Here is a 16,069-nt window from a genome sequence, read left to right as displayed (position 1 = left end):
GCCACCGGGCATCATGTCGGGTGGCGGCGATGCCTGACCCGACCTACAGGGCGGTTTCAATCCACTCTTTACGTCCTGACCTTTTCGGTCAGTAAAGAGGAATTGCTATGTACTACGGATTTGACATTGGCGGCAGCAAAATTGCCCTCGGAGTGTTTGACGGACAGCGGCGTCTGCAGTGGGAAAAGCGCACCGCCACACCGCGCGACAGCTACGAATCCTTCCTGAAAGCCGTGTGTGACCTGGTGGCGGAGGCTGACGAACGTTTTGCTGTGAAAGGCAGCGTCGGCATTGGTATTCCTGGCATGCCTGAAACCGCCGACGGCACGCTCTATGCCGCCAACGTGCCCGCAGCCAGCGGTAAACCGCTGCGCAAAGATCTCTCCGCTCGCCTCGGGCGCGACGTGCGCCTCGACAACGACGCCAACTGTTTTGCCCTCTCCGAAGCCTGGGACGACGAATTCACGCAGTATCCACTGGTTATGGGGCTCATCCTCGGCACCGGCGTGGGCGGTGGGCTGGTGTTAAACGGTAAATCGATAACCGGTCACAGTTACATCACCGGCGAGTTCGGCCATATCCGCCTGCCCGTAGATGCGCTGGAGGTAGTCGGGCGTGATTTTCCTCTCACCCGCTGCGGCTGCGGCCAGCTGGGCTGTATCGAAAATTATCTCTCAGGGCGCGGTTTTGCCTGGCTGTATGAACACTATTACCAAGAGCCGTTAAGTTCGCCGGAGATCGTCGCGCTCTGGGAGCAAGGCGATGCCAAAGCCCGCGAACACGTTGAGCGCTACCTGGATTTGCTTGCGGTGTGCCTCGGCAATATTATGACAATAGTCGACCCGGATTTGCTGGTGATCGGTGGTGGATTGTCTAACTTTAGTGCGATAACAGACGGACTGGCGGCTCGACTGCCGCGCCATCTGTTGCCGGTGGCCCGCGTACCGCGTATCGAGCGCGCGCGTCATGGCGATGCCGGAGGAATGCGCGGTGCCGCATTCCTGCATCTTACGGATTGATACAGGGGTTATTATGCACTCGCGTCGCTTTCATCGACTCAGCCGTTTTCGTCTCAGCAAACGTCGGTTGCACGACAGGCTGCGCCAGCGGGTTTTCTTCCGCGACAGAGCGGCACCCGAAGAGATGGACAAACCCCGAGTGGTGGTCCTGACGGGGGCGGGGATCTCGGCAGAGTCCGGGATCCGCACTTTCCGTGCTGCCGACGGCTTGTGGGAAGAGCATCGGGTGGAGGATGTGGCTACGCCGGAAGGGTTTGCCCGCGACCCGGCGCTGGTGCAGGCATTCTACAACGCCCGCCGTCGGCAGTTACAGCAGTCTGACATTCAGCCGAATGCGGCGCATCTGGCGCTGGCAAGGCTGGAAGAAGCGCTGGGTGACCGCTTTATGTTGGTGACGCAAAATATCGACAACCTGCATGAGCGCGCGGGCAGTAAACGCGTGCTGCACATGCACGGCGAGCTACTGAAAGTGCGCTGTGCCTGGAGCGGGCAGGTGCTGGAGTGGAAGGACGACGTGACCCCGGATGATAAATGTCACTGCTGCCAGTTCCCTCAACCCCTGCGTCCTCACGTGGTGTGGTTTGGCGAAATGCCCCTCGGCATGGACGAAATCTACGAAGCGCTGGCCATGGCGGATGTGTTTATCGCCATCGGCACCTCCGGCCATGTCTACCCGGCAGCAGGCTTCGTGCATGAGGCGAAACTGCAGGGGGCACATACCGTGGAACTCAATCTCGAACCGAGCCAGGTGGGCAGTGAGTTTGAAGAAAAACACTACGGGCTGGCCAGCGCCGTGGTGCCAGAGTTTATTGATAAATTGCTGAAAGGGCTCTGAGCCTTGTCCGGGTATGTGCACTCTGCACGTACCCGCCTTTGCTGTTTATTGCGGCATTTCTTTGTTTAATATTTCCCAAATATCTCTCTGAAATTCATGCTGTGGTTTACTTTGCGTTTAGCATTTAGCTAAATGAATTGCTAATGAGTTTCATTTGAAAATTGCCAATACTCGATTATTTCTTATCGATGCCTGCGTCTATTATAAATCAATGGTTACATTCAGGCATATCTGGTAGCAGTTTTAGAGGCGAATGATAACAATATTATTATCGTAATGTTATCAAAACGGGAAATGACGATCTTAATATCCCCTATTTGGTATGACATCCTCCCTATCAGATGCTGATGATGCACGATGCTATGGATTACTATCATGCTATAAATTGGTTTTATGGTGTTTAATGCTATAGAAAGTACCTGTAGAGCTACTGTTTAGAAAGTTTTATTTATTAGTGGGATAATGATATTAAGCTAAGAGTATCGAAAAAATAATCACCAATAAAATTTGAGATAGTGATTACGCTGGCGTTGTACATATGGTTACATACAATCAATAGATCATAAGTTATAGTGCGCTTTAACTCTGCGACACGTCAGAGAAACGGTCAGTTATTTATAAATAAGACATACTTTAACAAAGTTTTATCATATTGATTAGATGATGAAAGTGAATAAAAATATTATTTTGCATATCACTATGGCATTCGCTGCCGTATTGGTACTGTGCATTCCACCTTTATGGAGCAACTCTCTCGATGGAATCATATTCCAGCCGATGATAAGTTCCATGACAGGCTCTGCCCATGAACAGCGGGAAAAGATGATGACGCTTTCTCACGCATTAAAAGGGAATGCTATTTTCTTCTTGGGTGCATCAGAGGTCAGTTGGTCTGAGGATGAGCATTATGCTGTCTATAATTACTTCAACAAAGATCTCCATATTCCTGTCGTGGCGTACGGAGGGGGACTGGTAGAGAGTCTGATACAGTTTTCCTTGTTAACACATTTTAAAAAAGATCTCAGCAATAAAACAAAAATGGTGCTATTGCTGTCCCCGGATAATTTTTATCGTGCAAAACTACGTCCGGATATTTTTGAAGATCATGTTCCTGCGTCAATTATTGACTCTTTACTCGCCGACAAGGACATTTCTCCGTCGCTAAAAACCTATTTTTCAAGCCTCAACGGGGAAGAGATGGAGTCCATAATATGGCACAAACCTCATCATCATGACCGATTGTTTGGCCTGAATAAAAGCACGATAACCTGGGAGTTTGGGCATTTTTGCGACCAGATAAAAAATTATTACAAGCAGAAACTTCCTTTCTACAGAGATGATGCAGATAGCTGGTCCCCCGACGGAAAAATACCAGACCGCATCGATTGGGTATATCAACGCCAACAGGCAATGAAGATGACGGCGGATCATCATGTAAGTGCTGCAACCCATTGGGTGTCACGAGAATACGCTAAAACACAAAAGTCGAAATTTGACTGGAGCTCGCGTGCTCCAGATGCACAGCAGATGGCCGTTTTTGAGAAAATGATCGGTATGCTGCACAGGCGACATGTGAACGTCGTGGTCATCGTCGACCCAATAAATCCCTGGGTGGTCAACCATCCTGAGCGATTTAAGGCAGCAGACGACATGATTGCGGCCACGCTGAAAAAATATCAGATACCTTATTTTGATATGTATAAGCAGCCTTACCAAAACGGCTGGAATAAGGATTATCTGCATCCGACTGATTTAGCTTGGGTGGATATGGATCATTTTATTTACGAGCACTTCCAATGATCAAGAAAGCTATTCGACTGTTTCTGCTTTATTTTTTTCTGGCGCTGACTATTGTCGCCTGGTCAACGGTGGATGACGCGTCAAAACCCAAAGTTCAGTTCGAATATCAGCAATTCTGACGGTGTAACTATGTATTCGAATGCGTATTTTTTTGTCTGGCTTTTTTCATCTGCACTGGTTTTTGCAGGTGTTAACCGTTATCTAAAACATCGGCTTACGTACCTGGTCTCTTTTTCAGTGCTGACGCTTTTCGGCTGGGTGCATATCTTCCGTGACCAGTTCATTATTCCTGTTGCCGTGTTTGCCTGTTTTTACGGCGTGGCCTGGATGAAGGAGAAGCACTGGCTGAAAACCTGGCAGGCGGTCAGCCTGACGCTGCTACCCCTGCTGCTGGTTAAGCTCCATCTCAATAATCACTGGGGCATGATTGGGTTGTCGTTTATGACCTTCAGGGCCATCGATGTTTTGCTGTATCGCAAAAAAGAAGATGCCCACGCGTTCATTTACTATTTTTGCTATCTGTTTATGCCCTTTGTGATCCTCGCAGGTCCGATGTACCGCTGGAACAGCTGGCTGAAAGATATTAAGCAGACCAGTTTCGTCATGACCTGCGATCTTTTTCTTCAGGCCATGCAGCAGATATTTTACGGTATCGTGCAGAAGTTTTTGTTTGCGATGCTCATCGACCGCGAAATTATCAGCCACTGGCAGCACCAGCCGTTCAGCTGGACGCAGGGCGTTGTCCTGTCGGTTGCCTATAGCTTTTATCTCTATTTCGACTTTGCAGGCTACAGCAATATGGCGATGGGGGCTGGACGTCTCTTTGGGCTGAATATCCCGGCGAACTTCAATCTGCCGATCCTGGCGAAAAACCCGCAGGACTTCTGGCGGCGTTTTCATATCAGCCTGTCTGAATGGCTGCGTGACGTCATTTTCATGCCGGTTTATATGCATCTGCTGCGACTGAACTATTTTCGGCTTAATAAAACGCTGGCCCAGAATATCGGTATTTTCTGCACGCTTTTTTGTATGGGGGCGTGGAATGGCCTGGAGCGGCATTATGTTGTCAGCGGTGTGCTTTTCGGGCTGATGTCCGTCACTCATAACATGTTGCTGTGGACGGCGAAAAAACGTCCTGCCTTCGGCTGCTGGCTGCAATTGCCGCCTGTCTCTTTTGCAGGCCGGGTCCTCACCCTTGCAGGGGCCGCGGTATCTCTTTACATCTTCAGTGGAATGTCACCGTTATGACTATGCAATCTGATTTACAGGCGCTGGGGGAGTTTCTGCGCCGCGCTCTGCTGGATCCCGCCCGTCCGAATCAGCTGGCTATTAGCGGCAGCGAAGAGGCGCTCACCTGGCAGCAGCTGAGCCTGGCCGTTATGGACTGGGTCGGGCGCTATCGTGAGCTGCGTCTGCCGCCAGCAGTACCGGTTGTGCTTTATGGCCATCAACAGGCAGAGTTCGCCGTCGCGATCTACAGCTGTTTACTCCACGGCATCCCCTACATCCCGGTCGATTGCATCTATCCGCCTGAGCGTCTGCGGGAAATCTGCACGCTGGCAAGCGCGCCTCAGTATTACGATGTCGCGCAGCGGGAGTTTGTCTCGACGGGTATTGCGGCGAAACCGCTGGAGGAGCCGGACCTGGCGTACATTATGTTTACCTCCGGAAGTACGGGGAAACCGAAAGGTGTGCAGATTGGCCGGGAATCAGTGTGGAGCTTTATGCAGTGGGTCGGGCAGGATTTTGTGCTGCCTGAATCCCCGGTCCTGATGAACCACGCGGTGTTCAGCTTTGACCTGTCGCTGATCCCGCTGTTAGCGAATTTAGCTACCAGCGGGCATATCGTTCTCAATGCGAAAGAGCACATAGCCGCTGAAAACTGGCTTGATATGCTCAGCGAGAAGGGCGTTTCCGCATGGGTTTCCACGCCTTCATTTGCGTATCAGAAGCTGATCTCTCCCCGGTTCAGCGCTGAGTATTTGCCCGCGCTGAAGGTATTTGTCTTTATCGGCGAAGTGCTGAACAAGGCGCTGGTGAAGCAGCTTCGCCGCCGCTTTCCTGCGGCAAAAATCATTAATGCCTACGGGCCAACGGAAGCGACCATTGCCACCACCGTGGTCGAAATTACCGATGCCATGCTCATGAGCGATTCAGACTTGCTGCCCATCGGCCAGATGATGCCGAATTCCTTTATGGAAATCGCCCCGGAAGGGGAATTGATCATCTGGGGAAAAAATGTGATGCGGGGTTATCTGGGGCTGGATGAGGAAAACGCGGCGAAGTTACTCAAGCGTGATGATTCGCCATGGCGCGGGTACCGGACCGGCGATCTTGGCTATGAACAGGATTATTTCTACTGTTCGGGGCGCAACGACAGCCAGATCAAACTCAACGGCTATCGTATTGAAATCAGTGAAATTGAAGCCAGATTGCTGAACCTGCCGGGCATGCAGGAAGCTGTGGTCATGCCGCTGATGAAGCCCGGTGGCGGCGTGCTTCGTATCGCTGCGTTTTGCGTGACGGAGCTTTCCCCGAACGCCATTAAACAGGCGCTGGCGGAGGTGATTCCATCGTACATGGTGCCCGGGCAGATCCTGATTAAAGAAAATTTGCCGCTGAACCCGAACGGCAAAATCGACCGTAAGTTATTAGACGCGCAAGCCCGCGTGAATTGATGAAGTGAGGAGTGATGATGGAACAACAAATTCTGGCGTTATTTGAACGTATCCTGTCCCGTAAAGTTGGCTTTCACGATGAGCTGATCGAGTCAGATATTCTGGACTCCATCCTGGCGGTGGACGTGGTGCTTGAAGTTCAGGATGAATTCGGTTGTATGATTTCGCCAACCGACGTGGCAACGGTATTAAAAACACCAGCGAGTCTGGCCGCTTATATTGAGGCTAATCGCTGAAGGAAATAGCAGAGAGCGTACCGTTCGCTCCCTGCTGCCGACAAATTCTGAAGTGCCAGAATAGGGTTCACTGAACGATAAGGGCATTTCTCTCGCGCACCGCCACAATCAGCAGGAAAGTCACAATATAAAGGCAGCTGGCAAGTGCCACGGCGCTAAGGAAGGTCGGCAGTCGGGTGAAATAGACGAGGCTGCACGACACGATAACCATAATAATGCCGGTGTACATTGGGTGCGCGAGCCATTTAAAGATGCCGCTTCTAAGCCTCGGCGCGCCGGGGAGATAGTACCCCGCCCAGGTGTGATATCTCCCAAGATCGCGTTTCCCTTTTATCACCAGGCTGCTACCCGCCACCGCCATCAGCAGACATATCCAGTCCAGCGACGTGACGGGCGAATCGAGAAATAAGCTATAGCCAAATGCCAGAATCGGCAGGAGCCACATCAGTCGCAGTAGCTTTGTGGCCGCTGCGGGGATCAGCATTCTTGCTCCTGGAGGTTGTTTGCCCGGCGCAATATAAAGAGTAAAGACCAGCAGATTAGCCAGTTCGAGAAACAGCCAGAGCTTTGCCATACGCGTTGCCTGCGATGTCTGCAGCGGATGATCCAAGCATAGTGAAAATCGACAAGGCCAGTAGTAAGCAGAAAGGCGTAGTTGGGGGAAGAAAAGGGCGGGACAGTTGCCCCGCCGGTGAGGGATCAGCGTCCTGCTTTCAGCTTCTGGTAATAGTCTTCATAAATACGGCTGGCGTCGCCGACGTCGTTCTGCCATTCGCCGTTCTTAATGGTTTCGGCGTCAGGGTAAAGCGATTTATCATTGGCGACTTTCGGATCCAGCAGCTTACGCGCGGCAAGGTTTGGCGTCGGGTAACCGATGGTTTCTGCCACCTGTTTTGCCACATCCGGGCGCAGCAGGAAGTTAATCAGCTTCAGCGCGCCGTCGACATTTTTAGCATTCGCCGGAATGGCGAGGCTGTCCATCCAGAAGATACCGCCTTCTTTTGGCCACACCACTTCCAGCGGCGTACCGGCCTGGCGGGCCACGTATGCCGAGCCGTTCCACACCATGCCGAGATTCACTTCGCCTTCCATGTACGGATTCGCCGGGTTATCGGAGTTGAACGCCGCGACGTTTGGCATCAGCTTTTGCAGCTCTTTATAGGCCGCTTCAATCTCTTTCGGATCGGTGGTGTTGCCTGAGAAGCCAAGCTTACGCAGCGCTATCTGGAACACTTCACGCGCGTCGTCGGTCAGCAGCAGGCTGCCTTTGTATTCCGGCTTCCACAGGTCGGCCCAGCTGGTGACGGTTTTCGGGTCGATGCTGTCGCTGTTGACGCCAATCGCCGTGGCGCCCCAGATGTAGGGAATGGAGTAATCGTTATTCGGGTCGAACGGCTTGTTCAGCATCTCCGGGTCGAGGTTGCTGAAATTGGTCAGCTTCGACTTGTCGATCTTCTGGATCATGCCCTCTTTGCGCATTTTGTCGACGAAATAGGTCGATGGCACCACCAGATCGTACGCGCCGTCCTTGTAGGTTTTCAGCTTGGCGTACATGGTTTCATTCGATTCATAGGTCGAATAGATAACCTTGATCCCAGTCTCTTTGGTGAACTGCTCCAGCAGGCCAGGTGGCACGTACTCGGTCCAGTTGTAGAAGTAGAGCGTTTTGCTGTCATCGGCGTGCGCGGCACCCATGCCAAGTACCAGCGCCGCGGCGGCGAGCATTTTTTTCATTTCGATGTCCCCTGAGATTTCGTTTTATCACGAGCAACAATCTGGCTGGCAATCACCATAACCAGAGAAAGCAGTAACAGAATGGTCGCCAGCGCATTCACCTCGGGTGAAACGCCCACTTTGACCATCGAGTAAATCTTGAGTGGCAGAATTTCATAGCCCGGGCCGGTGACGAACGAGGAAACCACCACGTCATCCATCGACAGGGTAAAGCTCAGCAGCCAGCCCGCGGCCACTGCTGGCATCGCCAGTGGCAAAATGATTTTGCGCAGGATCGTGATTTCACTGGCACCCAAATCCTTCGCCGCCTCCAGCATCCGCACGTCAAACCCTTTCAGGCGGGAGTAGACGGTCACGACAACGAAGGGAAGACAGAAAGTGATGTGTGAAAACAGCAGCGACCAGAAGCCGAGCTGAATGCCAATCAGCATAAACAGCACCAGCAGGGAAATCGCCATCACGATGTCCGGGGACATCATCACCACGAACAGCATGCCGCTGACAAAAGGCTTACCGCGGAAACGGTAGCGATACAGTGCCACCGCCGTCAGCGAGCCAATCAGCGTGGCGAAGGTGGCCGAAAACACCGCCATCGTCAGCGAGTGCTGAGCCGCCTGCAGCAGGCTGTCGTTGTTCATCAACAGGCCGTACCATTTTGTGGTAAAGCCCTGCCAGTTAATGCCGAAGCGCGAGCTGTTAAACGAATTGACGATCAGAATGATGATCGGAATATAAAGGTAAGCATAGATGGCGGTCATAAAGCCGCCGCGCAGCAGGCGACCGATCATTCGAGCTCCACCTTCTTGTTCAGCAGACGCGCCGCGCGCCAGTAAATCAGCAGCATCAGGCCCATCACCAGCGTCAGCGTAATGCTGGTGGCCGCGCCAAACGGCCAGTCGCGAATGTTCAGGAACTGACTCTTGATGACGTTGCCGATAAGCAGGTTTTTCGCGCCGCCCATCAGGTCCGAAACGTAGAACAGCCCCATCGCGGGCAGCATCACCAGCAGACACCCGGCGATAATGCCCGGCATCGTCAGCGGCAGAATGATGCGAATAAAGGTCTGGAACTTACCGGCACCCAGGTCTTTGGCGGCTTCCAGCAGCGGCTTGTCGAGCTTTTCAATGCTGGAATAAAGCGGCATCACCATAAACGGCAGCAGAATGTAGACGAGGCCAATAATCACCGCCGAAGGCGTGAACATAATGCGAATCGGCGTGTCGATGACGCCCAGCCACAGCAGAAACGCATTGAGATAGCCTTTGGTGCTGAGAAAAATCTTCAGGCCATAGATGCGGATCAGCGAGTTGGTCCAGAAGGGCACAATCAGCAGGAACAGCAGCAGTGGACGCACGCGCTGCGGTAAACGGGCAAGAAACCAGGCAAACGGATAGCCGAGGATCAGGCACGCCAGCGTGGCGAGGAACGCCATGTTCAGCGAGTGTAGCAGCACGTCAAAGTAGAGCGGGTCGAGCAGGCGGGTGTAGTTGTCCAGCGTGAAGACCATTTTGACGAAGTTTGCGTCGTCGCGGGTCAGGAAGCTGGTGGCGATAATCATCAGGTTGGGCAGGAACACAAAGAGAACCAGCCACCCGACAATGGTGGCAATGGCCACCTTCTGGAATTTACTGGTGTTCTTCATCGGCCAGCACCACCTCCCAACTTTCGACCCAGTTTATGGCCATTTTTTGATCCAGAGAGTGGTCGAAGTCAGGATCGTCTTCATTAAAGAATTCGCTGACCAGCACCATTTTGCCGTTTTCCAGCTCGACAACCGATTCCAGGGTCATGCCCTTGTAGTTTCGCTCGCGCACGTAGCCGACCAGGCCTTCGATGTGATTGTCATCGTTGATTTCGTCGACGCGCAGATCTTCCGGGCGCAGCAGAACGTTGAGCTTCTGGCCATTTTCTATCGCAAAATTGACGTAGATTATGCACTCGCGGCCTTCGACGCTCGCGCGGACCCGCTTTTCGTCGAGACGCTCGATAACCGTCGCATCGAAGCGGTTGATTTCGCCGATAAATCCGGCAACGAAGAGGTTCTTTGGCTCTTCGTAAATTTCACGTGGCGTACCGTCCTGCTCGATTTTACCGTCGCGCATTACCACGATGCGATCGGACATGGTCAGGGCTTCTTCCTGATCGTGGGTGACGAACACAAAGGTGATGCCAAGCTTGCGCTGAAGGGCTTTCAGCTCGTTCTGCATCTGCTTACGCAGCTTGTAATCAAGGGCAGAAAGGGATTCATCGAGCAACAATAAGCGCGGTTTGTTCACCACCGCCCGGGCAATCGCCACGCGTTGCTGCTGGCCGCCGGAAAGCTGGTTCGGCTTACGCTGAGCAAACTCTTCCAGCTGCACCATGCGCAGGGCATCCGTGACGCGGGGTGTGATTTGGTCGGCGGGGGTTTTTTGCATTCTCAGGCCAAAGGCGACGTTTTCAAACACGGTCATGTGTGGGAAAAGCGCATAGCTCTGGAAGACGGTGTTGACGTGGCGGTTTTCCGCAGGGACGTCGGTGATGTCGATATCTTCTAAATGAATGCGGCCTTTATCGACGTTTTCGAGTCCGGCAATCAGGCGTAATACGGTGGTTTTACCGCAGCCGGAGGGGCCAAGCAGCGTAAGGAACTCACCATTATTGATGGTGAGATTGAGATCGGAAATGACTGTCTTACCTTCAAAGCCTTTGCGAATCCCCGCCAGCTTGACCAGCGGTGAAAGCGAACGCGATTGTGTATTCAATTTTTTACGCTGTCCCATGTAAACGTAGCGAAAAGCGGTCGCTACGGGGTGTGTGGTTAACCACCTTAGAGGTTTGGCACATAAATAAGGGCTGGCATTCTACGGCAATCCTCTGAAATCGCCAATCATTCTGCGCCCTCGTGGGCTACCTTTAAACCATTCATCTATCTGATTGAAAAAATAATCTCAATTGCCGGACCAAAAGTGACCTGACGCAATATCCGGGCATCGGTGCTTCCTGATAATGTTGTCACAAAAAATGAGGGCGACGACATGGATAAATTACTTGAGCGTTTTTTGCAGTATGTTTCTCTGGACACGCAGTCGAAGCCTGGCGTGCGTCAGGTGCCAAGCACCGAAGGGCAGTGGAAATTATTGCGCCTGCTGCAAACGCAGCTTGAAGAGATGGGGCTTATCAACGTCACCCTGAGTGAAAAGGGCACGGTGATGGGCACGCTGCCGGCGAACGTGCCGGGGGATATTCCCGCCATTGGATTCATTTCCCACGTGGATACCTCACCTGATTTTAGCGGCAAAAACGTCAATCCGCAGATCGTCGAAAACTACCGCGGCGGCGATATTGCGCTGGGCGTGGGCGATGAAGTGCTGTCGCCGGTGATGTTCCCGGTGCTGCATCAGCTGCTCGGCCAGACGCTTATCACCACCGACGGCAAAACGCTGCTTGGCGCAGATGACAAAGCAGGCGTGGCAGAGATCATGACCGCGCTGTCGGTAATGAAGGCCAATAACGTGCCGCACGGCGATATTCGCGTGGCCTTCACGCCGGACGAAGAAGTCGGCAAAGGCGCGAAGCACTTTGACGTCGCGGCGTTTGACGCGCAGTGGGCCTATACCGTTGACGGCGGTGGCGTGGGGGAACTGGAGTATGAAAACTTCAACGCGGCTTCCGTCACCATCAAAATTGTCGGCAACAACGTGCACCCTGGCACGGCGAAAGGCGTGATGGTCAATGCGCTGTCGCTGGCTTCACGCATCCATGCCGAAGTCCCCGCTGAAGAAAGCCCGGAGCAAACCGAAGGCTACGAAGGCTTCTACCATCTCACCAGCATCAAGGGCAGCGTGGACAGCGCGCAGATGCACTACATCATCCGCGACTTTGACCGCAAAGAGTTCGAAGCTCGCAAGCGTAAGATGATGGAAATCGCCAAGAAGGTCGGCAAAGGGCTGCACCCGGACTGCTATATCGAACTCATCATTGAAGACAGCTATTACAATATGCATGAGAAGGTGATGGAGCATCCGCACATCATCGAGATTGCGCAGCAGGCGATGCGTGACTGCGACATCGAACCCGACATGAAGCCGATTCGCGGCGGCACCGACGGCTCGCAGCTCTCCTTTATGGGATTGCCGTGCCCGAACATCTTCACCGGCGGCTACAACTACCACGGCAAGCACGAGTTTGTGACGCTTGAGGGCATGGAGAAAGCGGTGAAAGTGATTGTGCGGATCGCGGAGCTGACCGCGAAAGCGAGATGACGGCATGCCGGGTGGCGCTGTCGCTTACCCGGCCTACGAGAACAGCATTGTTACGTAGGCCGGGCAAACAACGTGCCGCCCGGCAGTGCCGGGCAAGCTTGCGCCACCGGGCATTACAGTCTAATCAGTCCTCAAAGAACCAGTAGCCGCTGTTAACCAGCGCAGAGAGCATGGCGAGGAAGGAAGGATCTTCCAGCGCGTCGCCAAAATGGTCTGAGGTCAGCACGATATGGCTGGCCAGGGCTTCCAGCGCCGGACGGTGCGGCGATTCAATCTTCTCACCGTTCACAAACACTTCACCATTGATACGCAGCACGCGCAGGCCACCGAGGCGTACCAGTTTGTCACCCTGCTGAAGGGCGTCGTAGATTTCATCGGCCTGATACGGCGGCTCCGGCGCGGTGACGTCCAGCTCGTGGCGGGTCTGGCTGATAAACTCGCCGAACCACTGTTGGAAATGCTCCGGCTGATTGATCATGCTGAGCATCATGTCGCGCAGCTTATCGATTTCCTGCGGCAGAATATCCGCCGGATGTTCGCGGGCAGGTACGTCCGGGTCGGTGAAGCGATGAGTGCCCAGCTCACGTTGCAGAACATAGTCGGCAAAGCCGCTGATAAGCTCTTTCCCGCTTGGTGCGCGGAAGCCCACCGAGTAGTTGAGCGAGTTTTCCAGCGAATAGCCTTCGTGCGGGAAGCCAGGTGGAATATAGAGAATGTCACCCGGCTCCATCTCTTCGTCGATGATGGCGTCGAACGGATCGACCTGGAGCAGATCCGGATGCGGGCAGTGCTGCTTCATTGGCACCTTTTCACCCACGCGCCAGCGACGGCGGCCGGTACCCTGAATGATAAACACGTCGTACTGATCGAGGTGCGGACCCACGCCGCCGCCGGGCACGGAGAAGGAAATCATCAGGTCATCTATGCGCCAGTCGGGCAGGGCGCGGAACGGGCGCATCAGCGCGGCCGTTGGCTCATGCCAGTGGTTAACCGCCTGCACCAGCAGCGACCAGTTGTTTTCACTGAGGTGATCGTAGCTCTCAAACGGCCCGTGGCTGACCTGCCATTTGCCTTCATGGTGACTGACGAGGCGGCTGTCCACTTCATCTTCCATGGCAAGGCCCGCTAATTCGTCCGGCGAAATGGGATCGACAAAGTTCGTGAAGCCACGCTTCAGCACCACCGGGCGTTTTTGCCAGTAGCGTTCGATAAAGTCGGGCCAGTTAAGCGATAAGTTATATTCCATGATGTTTTATTCCACAGGCAGGTTTCTGTTGGGGAGTATAACGGAAGCCGTTGCCCGACGATGCAGGCGACGGCAAATAAATGACTTATCCTTCTTTGCTTTCCGGATGCTGTTGGCCAAAAATGACTTCCATTTTGGCACCGCCGAGCGGGCTGTCCGCGGCAATAATTTTCCCGTCGTACTGTTCGGCAATTTCGCGGGCCACCGAAAGCCCCACGCCCTGACCCGGACGCAGCGTGTCAGCGCGCTGCCCTCGATCGAAAACCAGATCCCGCTTGCTCTGTGGAATCCCTGGGCCATCGTCTTCAACGAAAATATGCAGGTGGTCGTCGGTCTGGCGGGCGGACACTTCCACAAACTCCAGACAGTATTTACAGGCGTTATCCAGCACGTTGCCGAGCACTTCCATAAAATCGTTCTTCTCGCCGACAAAGCTGATTTCCGGGGAGATATCGAGCGTGATATTCACCCCTTTGCGCTGATACACCTTGTTCAGCGCCGAGGTGAGGTTATCCAGCAGCGGGGCGACCGGGTGCAGTTCGCGACTCAGCAAGATGCTGCCGCTGCGCATACTGGCGCGGTGCAGGTAGTAGCCAATCTGCTGTGAGATGCGGCTGATTTGCTCCAGCATCACCGGTTCAGCGTCTTCCACGCTAAGCTTGTTGCCTCGCAGCGAACGCAGGGTGCTTTGCAGCACCGCCAGCGGGGTTTTCAGGCTGTGGGTGAGGTCGGTCAGCGTGGTGCGGTATTTGTCATAGCGTTCACGCTCGCTTTTTAGCAGGCGGTTCAGGTTCTGCACGAGGCTTGTCAGCTCGCGGGTCGTTTCCGGGTTCAGCGTTTCGCGATGATGCTCTTCAAGTTCACGCACTTCTTTGGCCAGCGATTCGATAGGACGCAGGCTCCACCAGGCTGCCATCCACAGCAGCGGAATGACCAGCAGTAAATTGGCTGCCAGCACGTAAATAAACCAGCTCCAGACCATATAGGAGCGTTTGAGCTCTATCGGGATAGTATCGACGACCACGATGGTCATCTGCGGCAGGTGCGCAGTGGCCGGATAAATGTTCACCGCGACCGAGTGAGTCATCTCTGAATCATCCTGCTGCTCGCGAAGCTCATTCAGCTGGCGCATCACTTCATGATCGTTATGCAGCAGCATGCTCGACGAACCCACGTCTGCTTCTATTTCATGGAAGCCGTTGGCCTTCAACCACTCCGGTTGAATACGTTTGGCCAGCCAGGGCAGGTCGCGCTGCATCCACAGCAGTTTGCCGTTCTGATCATAGATAAGCGCCATGGTCGGGCTTTGCAGGTTGAGATTTTCCGGGATCTCCACGCTCACCTGGTTGTTTTCATAGCGGGCGAGGGTGTAGAACAGGTTACTTTCACCGCGCAGCAGGCGGAAGGTGGTTTTATCGAAGCTGACGCTGTAGCCGACCAGCGCGACCATGCCGTAGGCCAGCGATAACACCAGCACTACGGCGGCTGTCGCCAGTAAAAAGCGAAAGCGCAGCGACAGCGGCAGGATATGCCTGAGCATGTTTTTCATCCGCGCAGTTCAAACAGGTAGCCCTGGCCTCGCACGGTGGTGATCACATCCTGCGGGTACTGGGCCTGAATTTTTTTGCGCAGGCGCCCCATCAGCACGTCGATGGTGTGGCTCTCGCGCAGCTCTGCGTCGGGATAGAGTTGCAGCATCAGCGAATCCTTGCTGACGACTTTGCCGCTGTTGCGGATAAGCGTTTCCATAATGGTGTATTCAAAGGCGGTGAGCTTGATGACTTCGTCATTCACCGACAGCTCCCGACGTGACAAATCCACCTGGAAAGGGGGCATGGAGATCACCTGCGAGGCGTGGCCGCTGTTGCGGCGCAGCAAAGCCTGCATGCGCGCAGCAACCTCTTCGATATGGAAAGGCTTGGTCACATAGTCATCCGCGCCGGCGCTGAGCACTTCGACTTTGTCCTGCCAACCTTCGCGGGCGGTCAGCACCAGCACGGGCACCGAAACGTCATTCCCTCGCCAGCGGCGAATCATCGAAAGACCGTCTTCATCCGGCAGGCCCAAATCGACAATGGCGATGTCCGGCACGTGTTCACCCAGATAGTAATCCGCTTCTTTTGCATCTTCAGCGGCATCAACCTGATGGCCGAGCTCCTGAAGCTGAACTTTTAAATGGTGACGCAGAAGGGCGTTATCTTCCACAACCAGTACGCGCATGGGGTATCCCCTTTTTCATTTTCGATTTGAATAGTTTAACGCGATTATGCCGGGGTG

General features: G+C 53.8%; 15 protein-coding genes. 7 read left to right on the top strand and 8 right to left on the bottom strand.

The window, feature by feature from the left end; genetic code table 11:
- Nucleotides 1–107: 107 nt before the first annotated feature.
- The 6 genes from nagK (at nt 108) to CRO87_RS01785 (ending at nt 6,568) form a co-directional block, all read left to right on the top strand.
- Nucleotides 108–1,019: an N-acetylglucosamine kinase gene (nagK, locus tag CRO87_RS01810; RefSeq protein ID WP_097161215.1), complete on the top strand. Its 912-nt coding sequence runs from the start codon at nt 108–110 to the stop codon at nt 1,017–1,019.
- A gap of 13 nt (nt 1,020–1,032) precedes the next feature.
- Nucleotides 1,033–1,854 (top strand): Sir2 family NAD+-dependent deacetylase, encoded by an 822-nt coding sequence (gene cobB / locus CRO87_RS01805; RefSeq protein ID WP_097161214.1) that lies wholly within the window; start codon nt 1,033–1,035, stop codon nt 1,852–1,854.
- Between the two features lie 660 nt (nt 1,855–2,514).
- Nucleotides 2,515–3,654 (top strand): D-alanyl-lipoteichoic acid biosynthesis protein DltD, encoded by a 1,140-nt coding sequence (locus CRO87_RS01800; protein WP_097161213.1) that lies wholly within the window; start codon nt 2,515–2,517, stop codon nt 3,652–3,654.
- A gap of 129 nt (nt 3,655–3,783) precedes the next feature.
- On the top strand, nt 3,784–4,902 hold the full coding sequence (locus CRO87_RS01795) for an MBOAT family O-acyltransferase (protein ID WP_097161212.1): 1,119 nt from the start codon (nt 3,784–3,786) through the stop codon (nt 4,900–4,902).
- Nucleotides 4,899–6,332 (top strand): AMP-binding protein, encoded by a 1,434-nt coding sequence (locus CRO87_RS01790; protein WP_097161211.1) that lies wholly within the window; start codon nt 4,899–4,901, stop codon nt 6,330–6,332. Before CRO87_RS01795 ends, CRO87_RS01790 begins: the two co-directional genes overlap by 4 nt.
- A gap of 17 nt (nt 6,333–6,349) precedes the next feature.
- The gene (locus tag CRO87_RS01785; RefSeq protein ID WP_097161210.1) at nt 6,350–6,568 is read left to right on the top strand and encodes an acyl carrier protein; all 219 of its coding nucleotides are present in this window, start codon (nt 6,350–6,352) and stop codon (nt 6,566–6,568) included.
- Nucleotides 6,569–6,635: 67 nt separating this feature from the next.
- On the opposite strand, the gene CRO87_RS01780 is transcribed toward CRO87_RS01785, so the two are convergent.
- The 5 genes from CRO87_RS01780 to potA all read right to left on the bottom strand — a co-directional run bounded on the left by CRO87_RS01780 (nt 6,636) and on the right by potA (nt 11,064).
- Complete coding sequence (locus CRO87_RS01780; protein WP_097161209.1) at nt 6,636–7,142, bottom strand: methyltransferase; 507 nt, start codon at nt 7,140–7,142, stop codon at nt 6,636–6,638.
- Between the two features lie 125 nt (nt 7,143–7,267).
- Nucleotides 7,268–8,302, bottom strand: coding sequence for a spermidine/putrescine ABC transporter substrate-binding protein PotD (gene potD, locus CRO87_RS01775; protein WP_097161208.1), 1,035 nt, complete (start codon nt 8,300–8,302; stop codon nt 7,268–7,270).
- Nucleotides 8,299–9,090, bottom strand: a complete 792-nt coding sequence (potC, locus tag CRO87_RS01770) for a spermidine/putrescine ABC transporter permease PotC (RefSeq protein WP_097161207.1) — start codon at nt 9,088–9,090, stop codon at nt 8,299–8,301. The genes potD and potC overlap by 4 nt, the downstream gene beginning before the upstream one ends.
- Complete coding sequence (gene potB / locus CRO87_RS01765; RefSeq protein WP_097161206.1) at nt 9,087–9,944, bottom strand: spermidine/putrescine ABC transporter permease PotB; 858 nt, start codon at nt 9,942–9,944, stop codon at nt 9,087–9,089. Before potB ends, potC begins: the two co-directional genes overlap by 4 nt.
- Nucleotides 9,928–11,064, bottom strand: a complete 1,137-nt coding sequence (potA, locus tag CRO87_RS01760) for a spermidine/putrescine ABC transporter ATP-binding protein PotA (protein ID WP_097161205.1) — start codon at nt 11,062–11,064, stop codon at nt 9,928–9,930. The genes potB and potA overlap by 17 nt, the downstream gene beginning before the upstream one ends.
- A 255-nt stretch (nt 11,065–11,319) precedes the next feature.
- On the opposite strand from potA, the gene pepT reads away from it, so the two are divergent.
- Entirely contained in the window at nt 11,320–12,546 is a 1,227-nt protein-coding gene (gene pepT, locus CRO87_RS01755) for a peptidase T (RefSeq protein WP_097161204.1), read from the top strand.
- A gap of 124 nt (nt 12,547–12,670) precedes the next feature.
- On the opposite strand, the gene CRO87_RS01750 is transcribed toward pepT, so the two are convergent.
- The 3 genes from CRO87_RS01750 to phoP form a co-directional block, all read right to left on the bottom strand.
- Nucleotides 12,671–13,792, bottom strand: coding sequence for a cupin domain-containing protein (locus CRO87_RS01750; RefSeq protein WP_097161203.1), 1,122 nt, complete (start codon nt 13,790–13,792; stop codon nt 12,671–12,673).
- A gap of 85 nt (nt 13,793–13,877) precedes the next feature.
- Nucleotides 13,878–15,341: a two-component system sensor histidine kinase PhoQ gene (gene phoQ, locus CRO87_RS01745; RefSeq protein ID WP_097161202.1), complete on the bottom strand. Its 1,464-nt coding sequence runs from the start codon at nt 15,339–15,341 to the stop codon at nt 13,878–13,880.
- On the bottom strand, nt 15,338–16,012 hold the full coding sequence (phoP, locus tag CRO87_RS01740; protein ID WP_097161201.1) for a two-component system response regulator PhoP: 675 nt from the start codon (nt 16,010–16,012) through the stop codon (nt 15,338–15,340). Before phoP ends, phoQ begins: the two co-directional genes overlap by 4 nt.
- Between the last annotated feature and the right edge of the window lie 57 nt (nt 16,013–16,069).

The organism is Enterobacter sp. CC120223-11, from assembly GCF_900215375.1.
GTDB lineage: Bacteria > Pseudomonadota > Gammaproteobacteria > Enterobacterales > Enterobacteriaceae > Scandinavium.
This window is presented reverse-complemented; position numbering and strand designations above follow the sequence as displayed.

Coding starts and splice junctions, on each gene's coding strand:
- CRO87_RS01785 (WP_097161210.1), top strand. CDS start 6,350: ATGGAACAACAAATTCTGGCGTTATTTGAACGTATCCTGTCCCGTAAA.
- CRO87_RS01795 (WP_097161212.1), top strand. CDS start 3,784: ATGTATTCGAATGCGTATTTTTTTGTCTGGCTTTTTTCATCTGCACTG.
- potA (WP_097161205.1), bottom strand. CDS start 11,064: ATGGGACAGCGTAAAAAATTGAATACACAATCGCGTTCGCTTTCACCG.
- potB (WP_097161206.1), bottom strand. CDS start 9,944: ATGAAGAACACCAGTAAATTCCAGAAGGTGGCCATTGCCACCATTGTC.
- nagK (WP_097161215.1), top strand. CDS start 108: ATGTACTACGGATTTGACATTGGCGGCAGCAAAATTGCCCTCGGAGTG.
- CRO87_RS01790 (WP_097161211.1), top strand. CDS start 4,899: ATGACTATGCAATCTGATTTACAGGCGCTGGGGGAGTTTCTGCGCCGC.
- pepT (WP_097161204.1), top strand. CDS start 11,320: ATGGATAAATTACTTGAGCGTTTTTTGCAGTATGTTTCTCTGGACACG.
- potC (WP_097161207.1), bottom strand. CDS start 9,090: ATGATCGGTCGCCTGCTGCGCGGCGGCTTTATGACCGCCATCTATGCT.
- potD (WP_097161208.1), bottom strand. CDS start 8,302: ATGAAAAAAATGCTCGCCGCCGCGGCGCTGGTACTTGGCATGGGTGCC.
- CRO87_RS01800 (WP_097161213.1), top strand. CDS start 2,515: ATGATGAAAGTGAATAAAAATATTATTTTGCATATCACTATGGCATTC.
- cobB (WP_097161214.1), top strand. CDS start 1,033: ATGCACTCGCGTCGCTTTCATCGACTCAGCCGTTTTCGTCTCAGCAAA.
- CRO87_RS01780 (WP_097161209.1), bottom strand. CDS start 7,142: ATGGCAAAGCTCTGGCTGTTTCTCGAACTGGCTAATCTGCTGGTCTTT.
- phoP (WP_097161201.1), bottom strand. CDS start 16,012: ATGCGCGTACTGGTTGTGGAAGATAACGCCCTTCTGCGTCACCATTTA.
- CRO87_RS01750 (WP_097161203.1), bottom strand. CDS start 13,792: ATGGAATATAACTTATCGCTTAACTGGCCCGACTTTATCGAACGCTAC.
- phoQ (WP_097161202.1), bottom strand. CDS start 15,341: ATGAAAAACATGCTCAGGCATATCCTGCCGCTGTCGCTGCGCTTTCGC.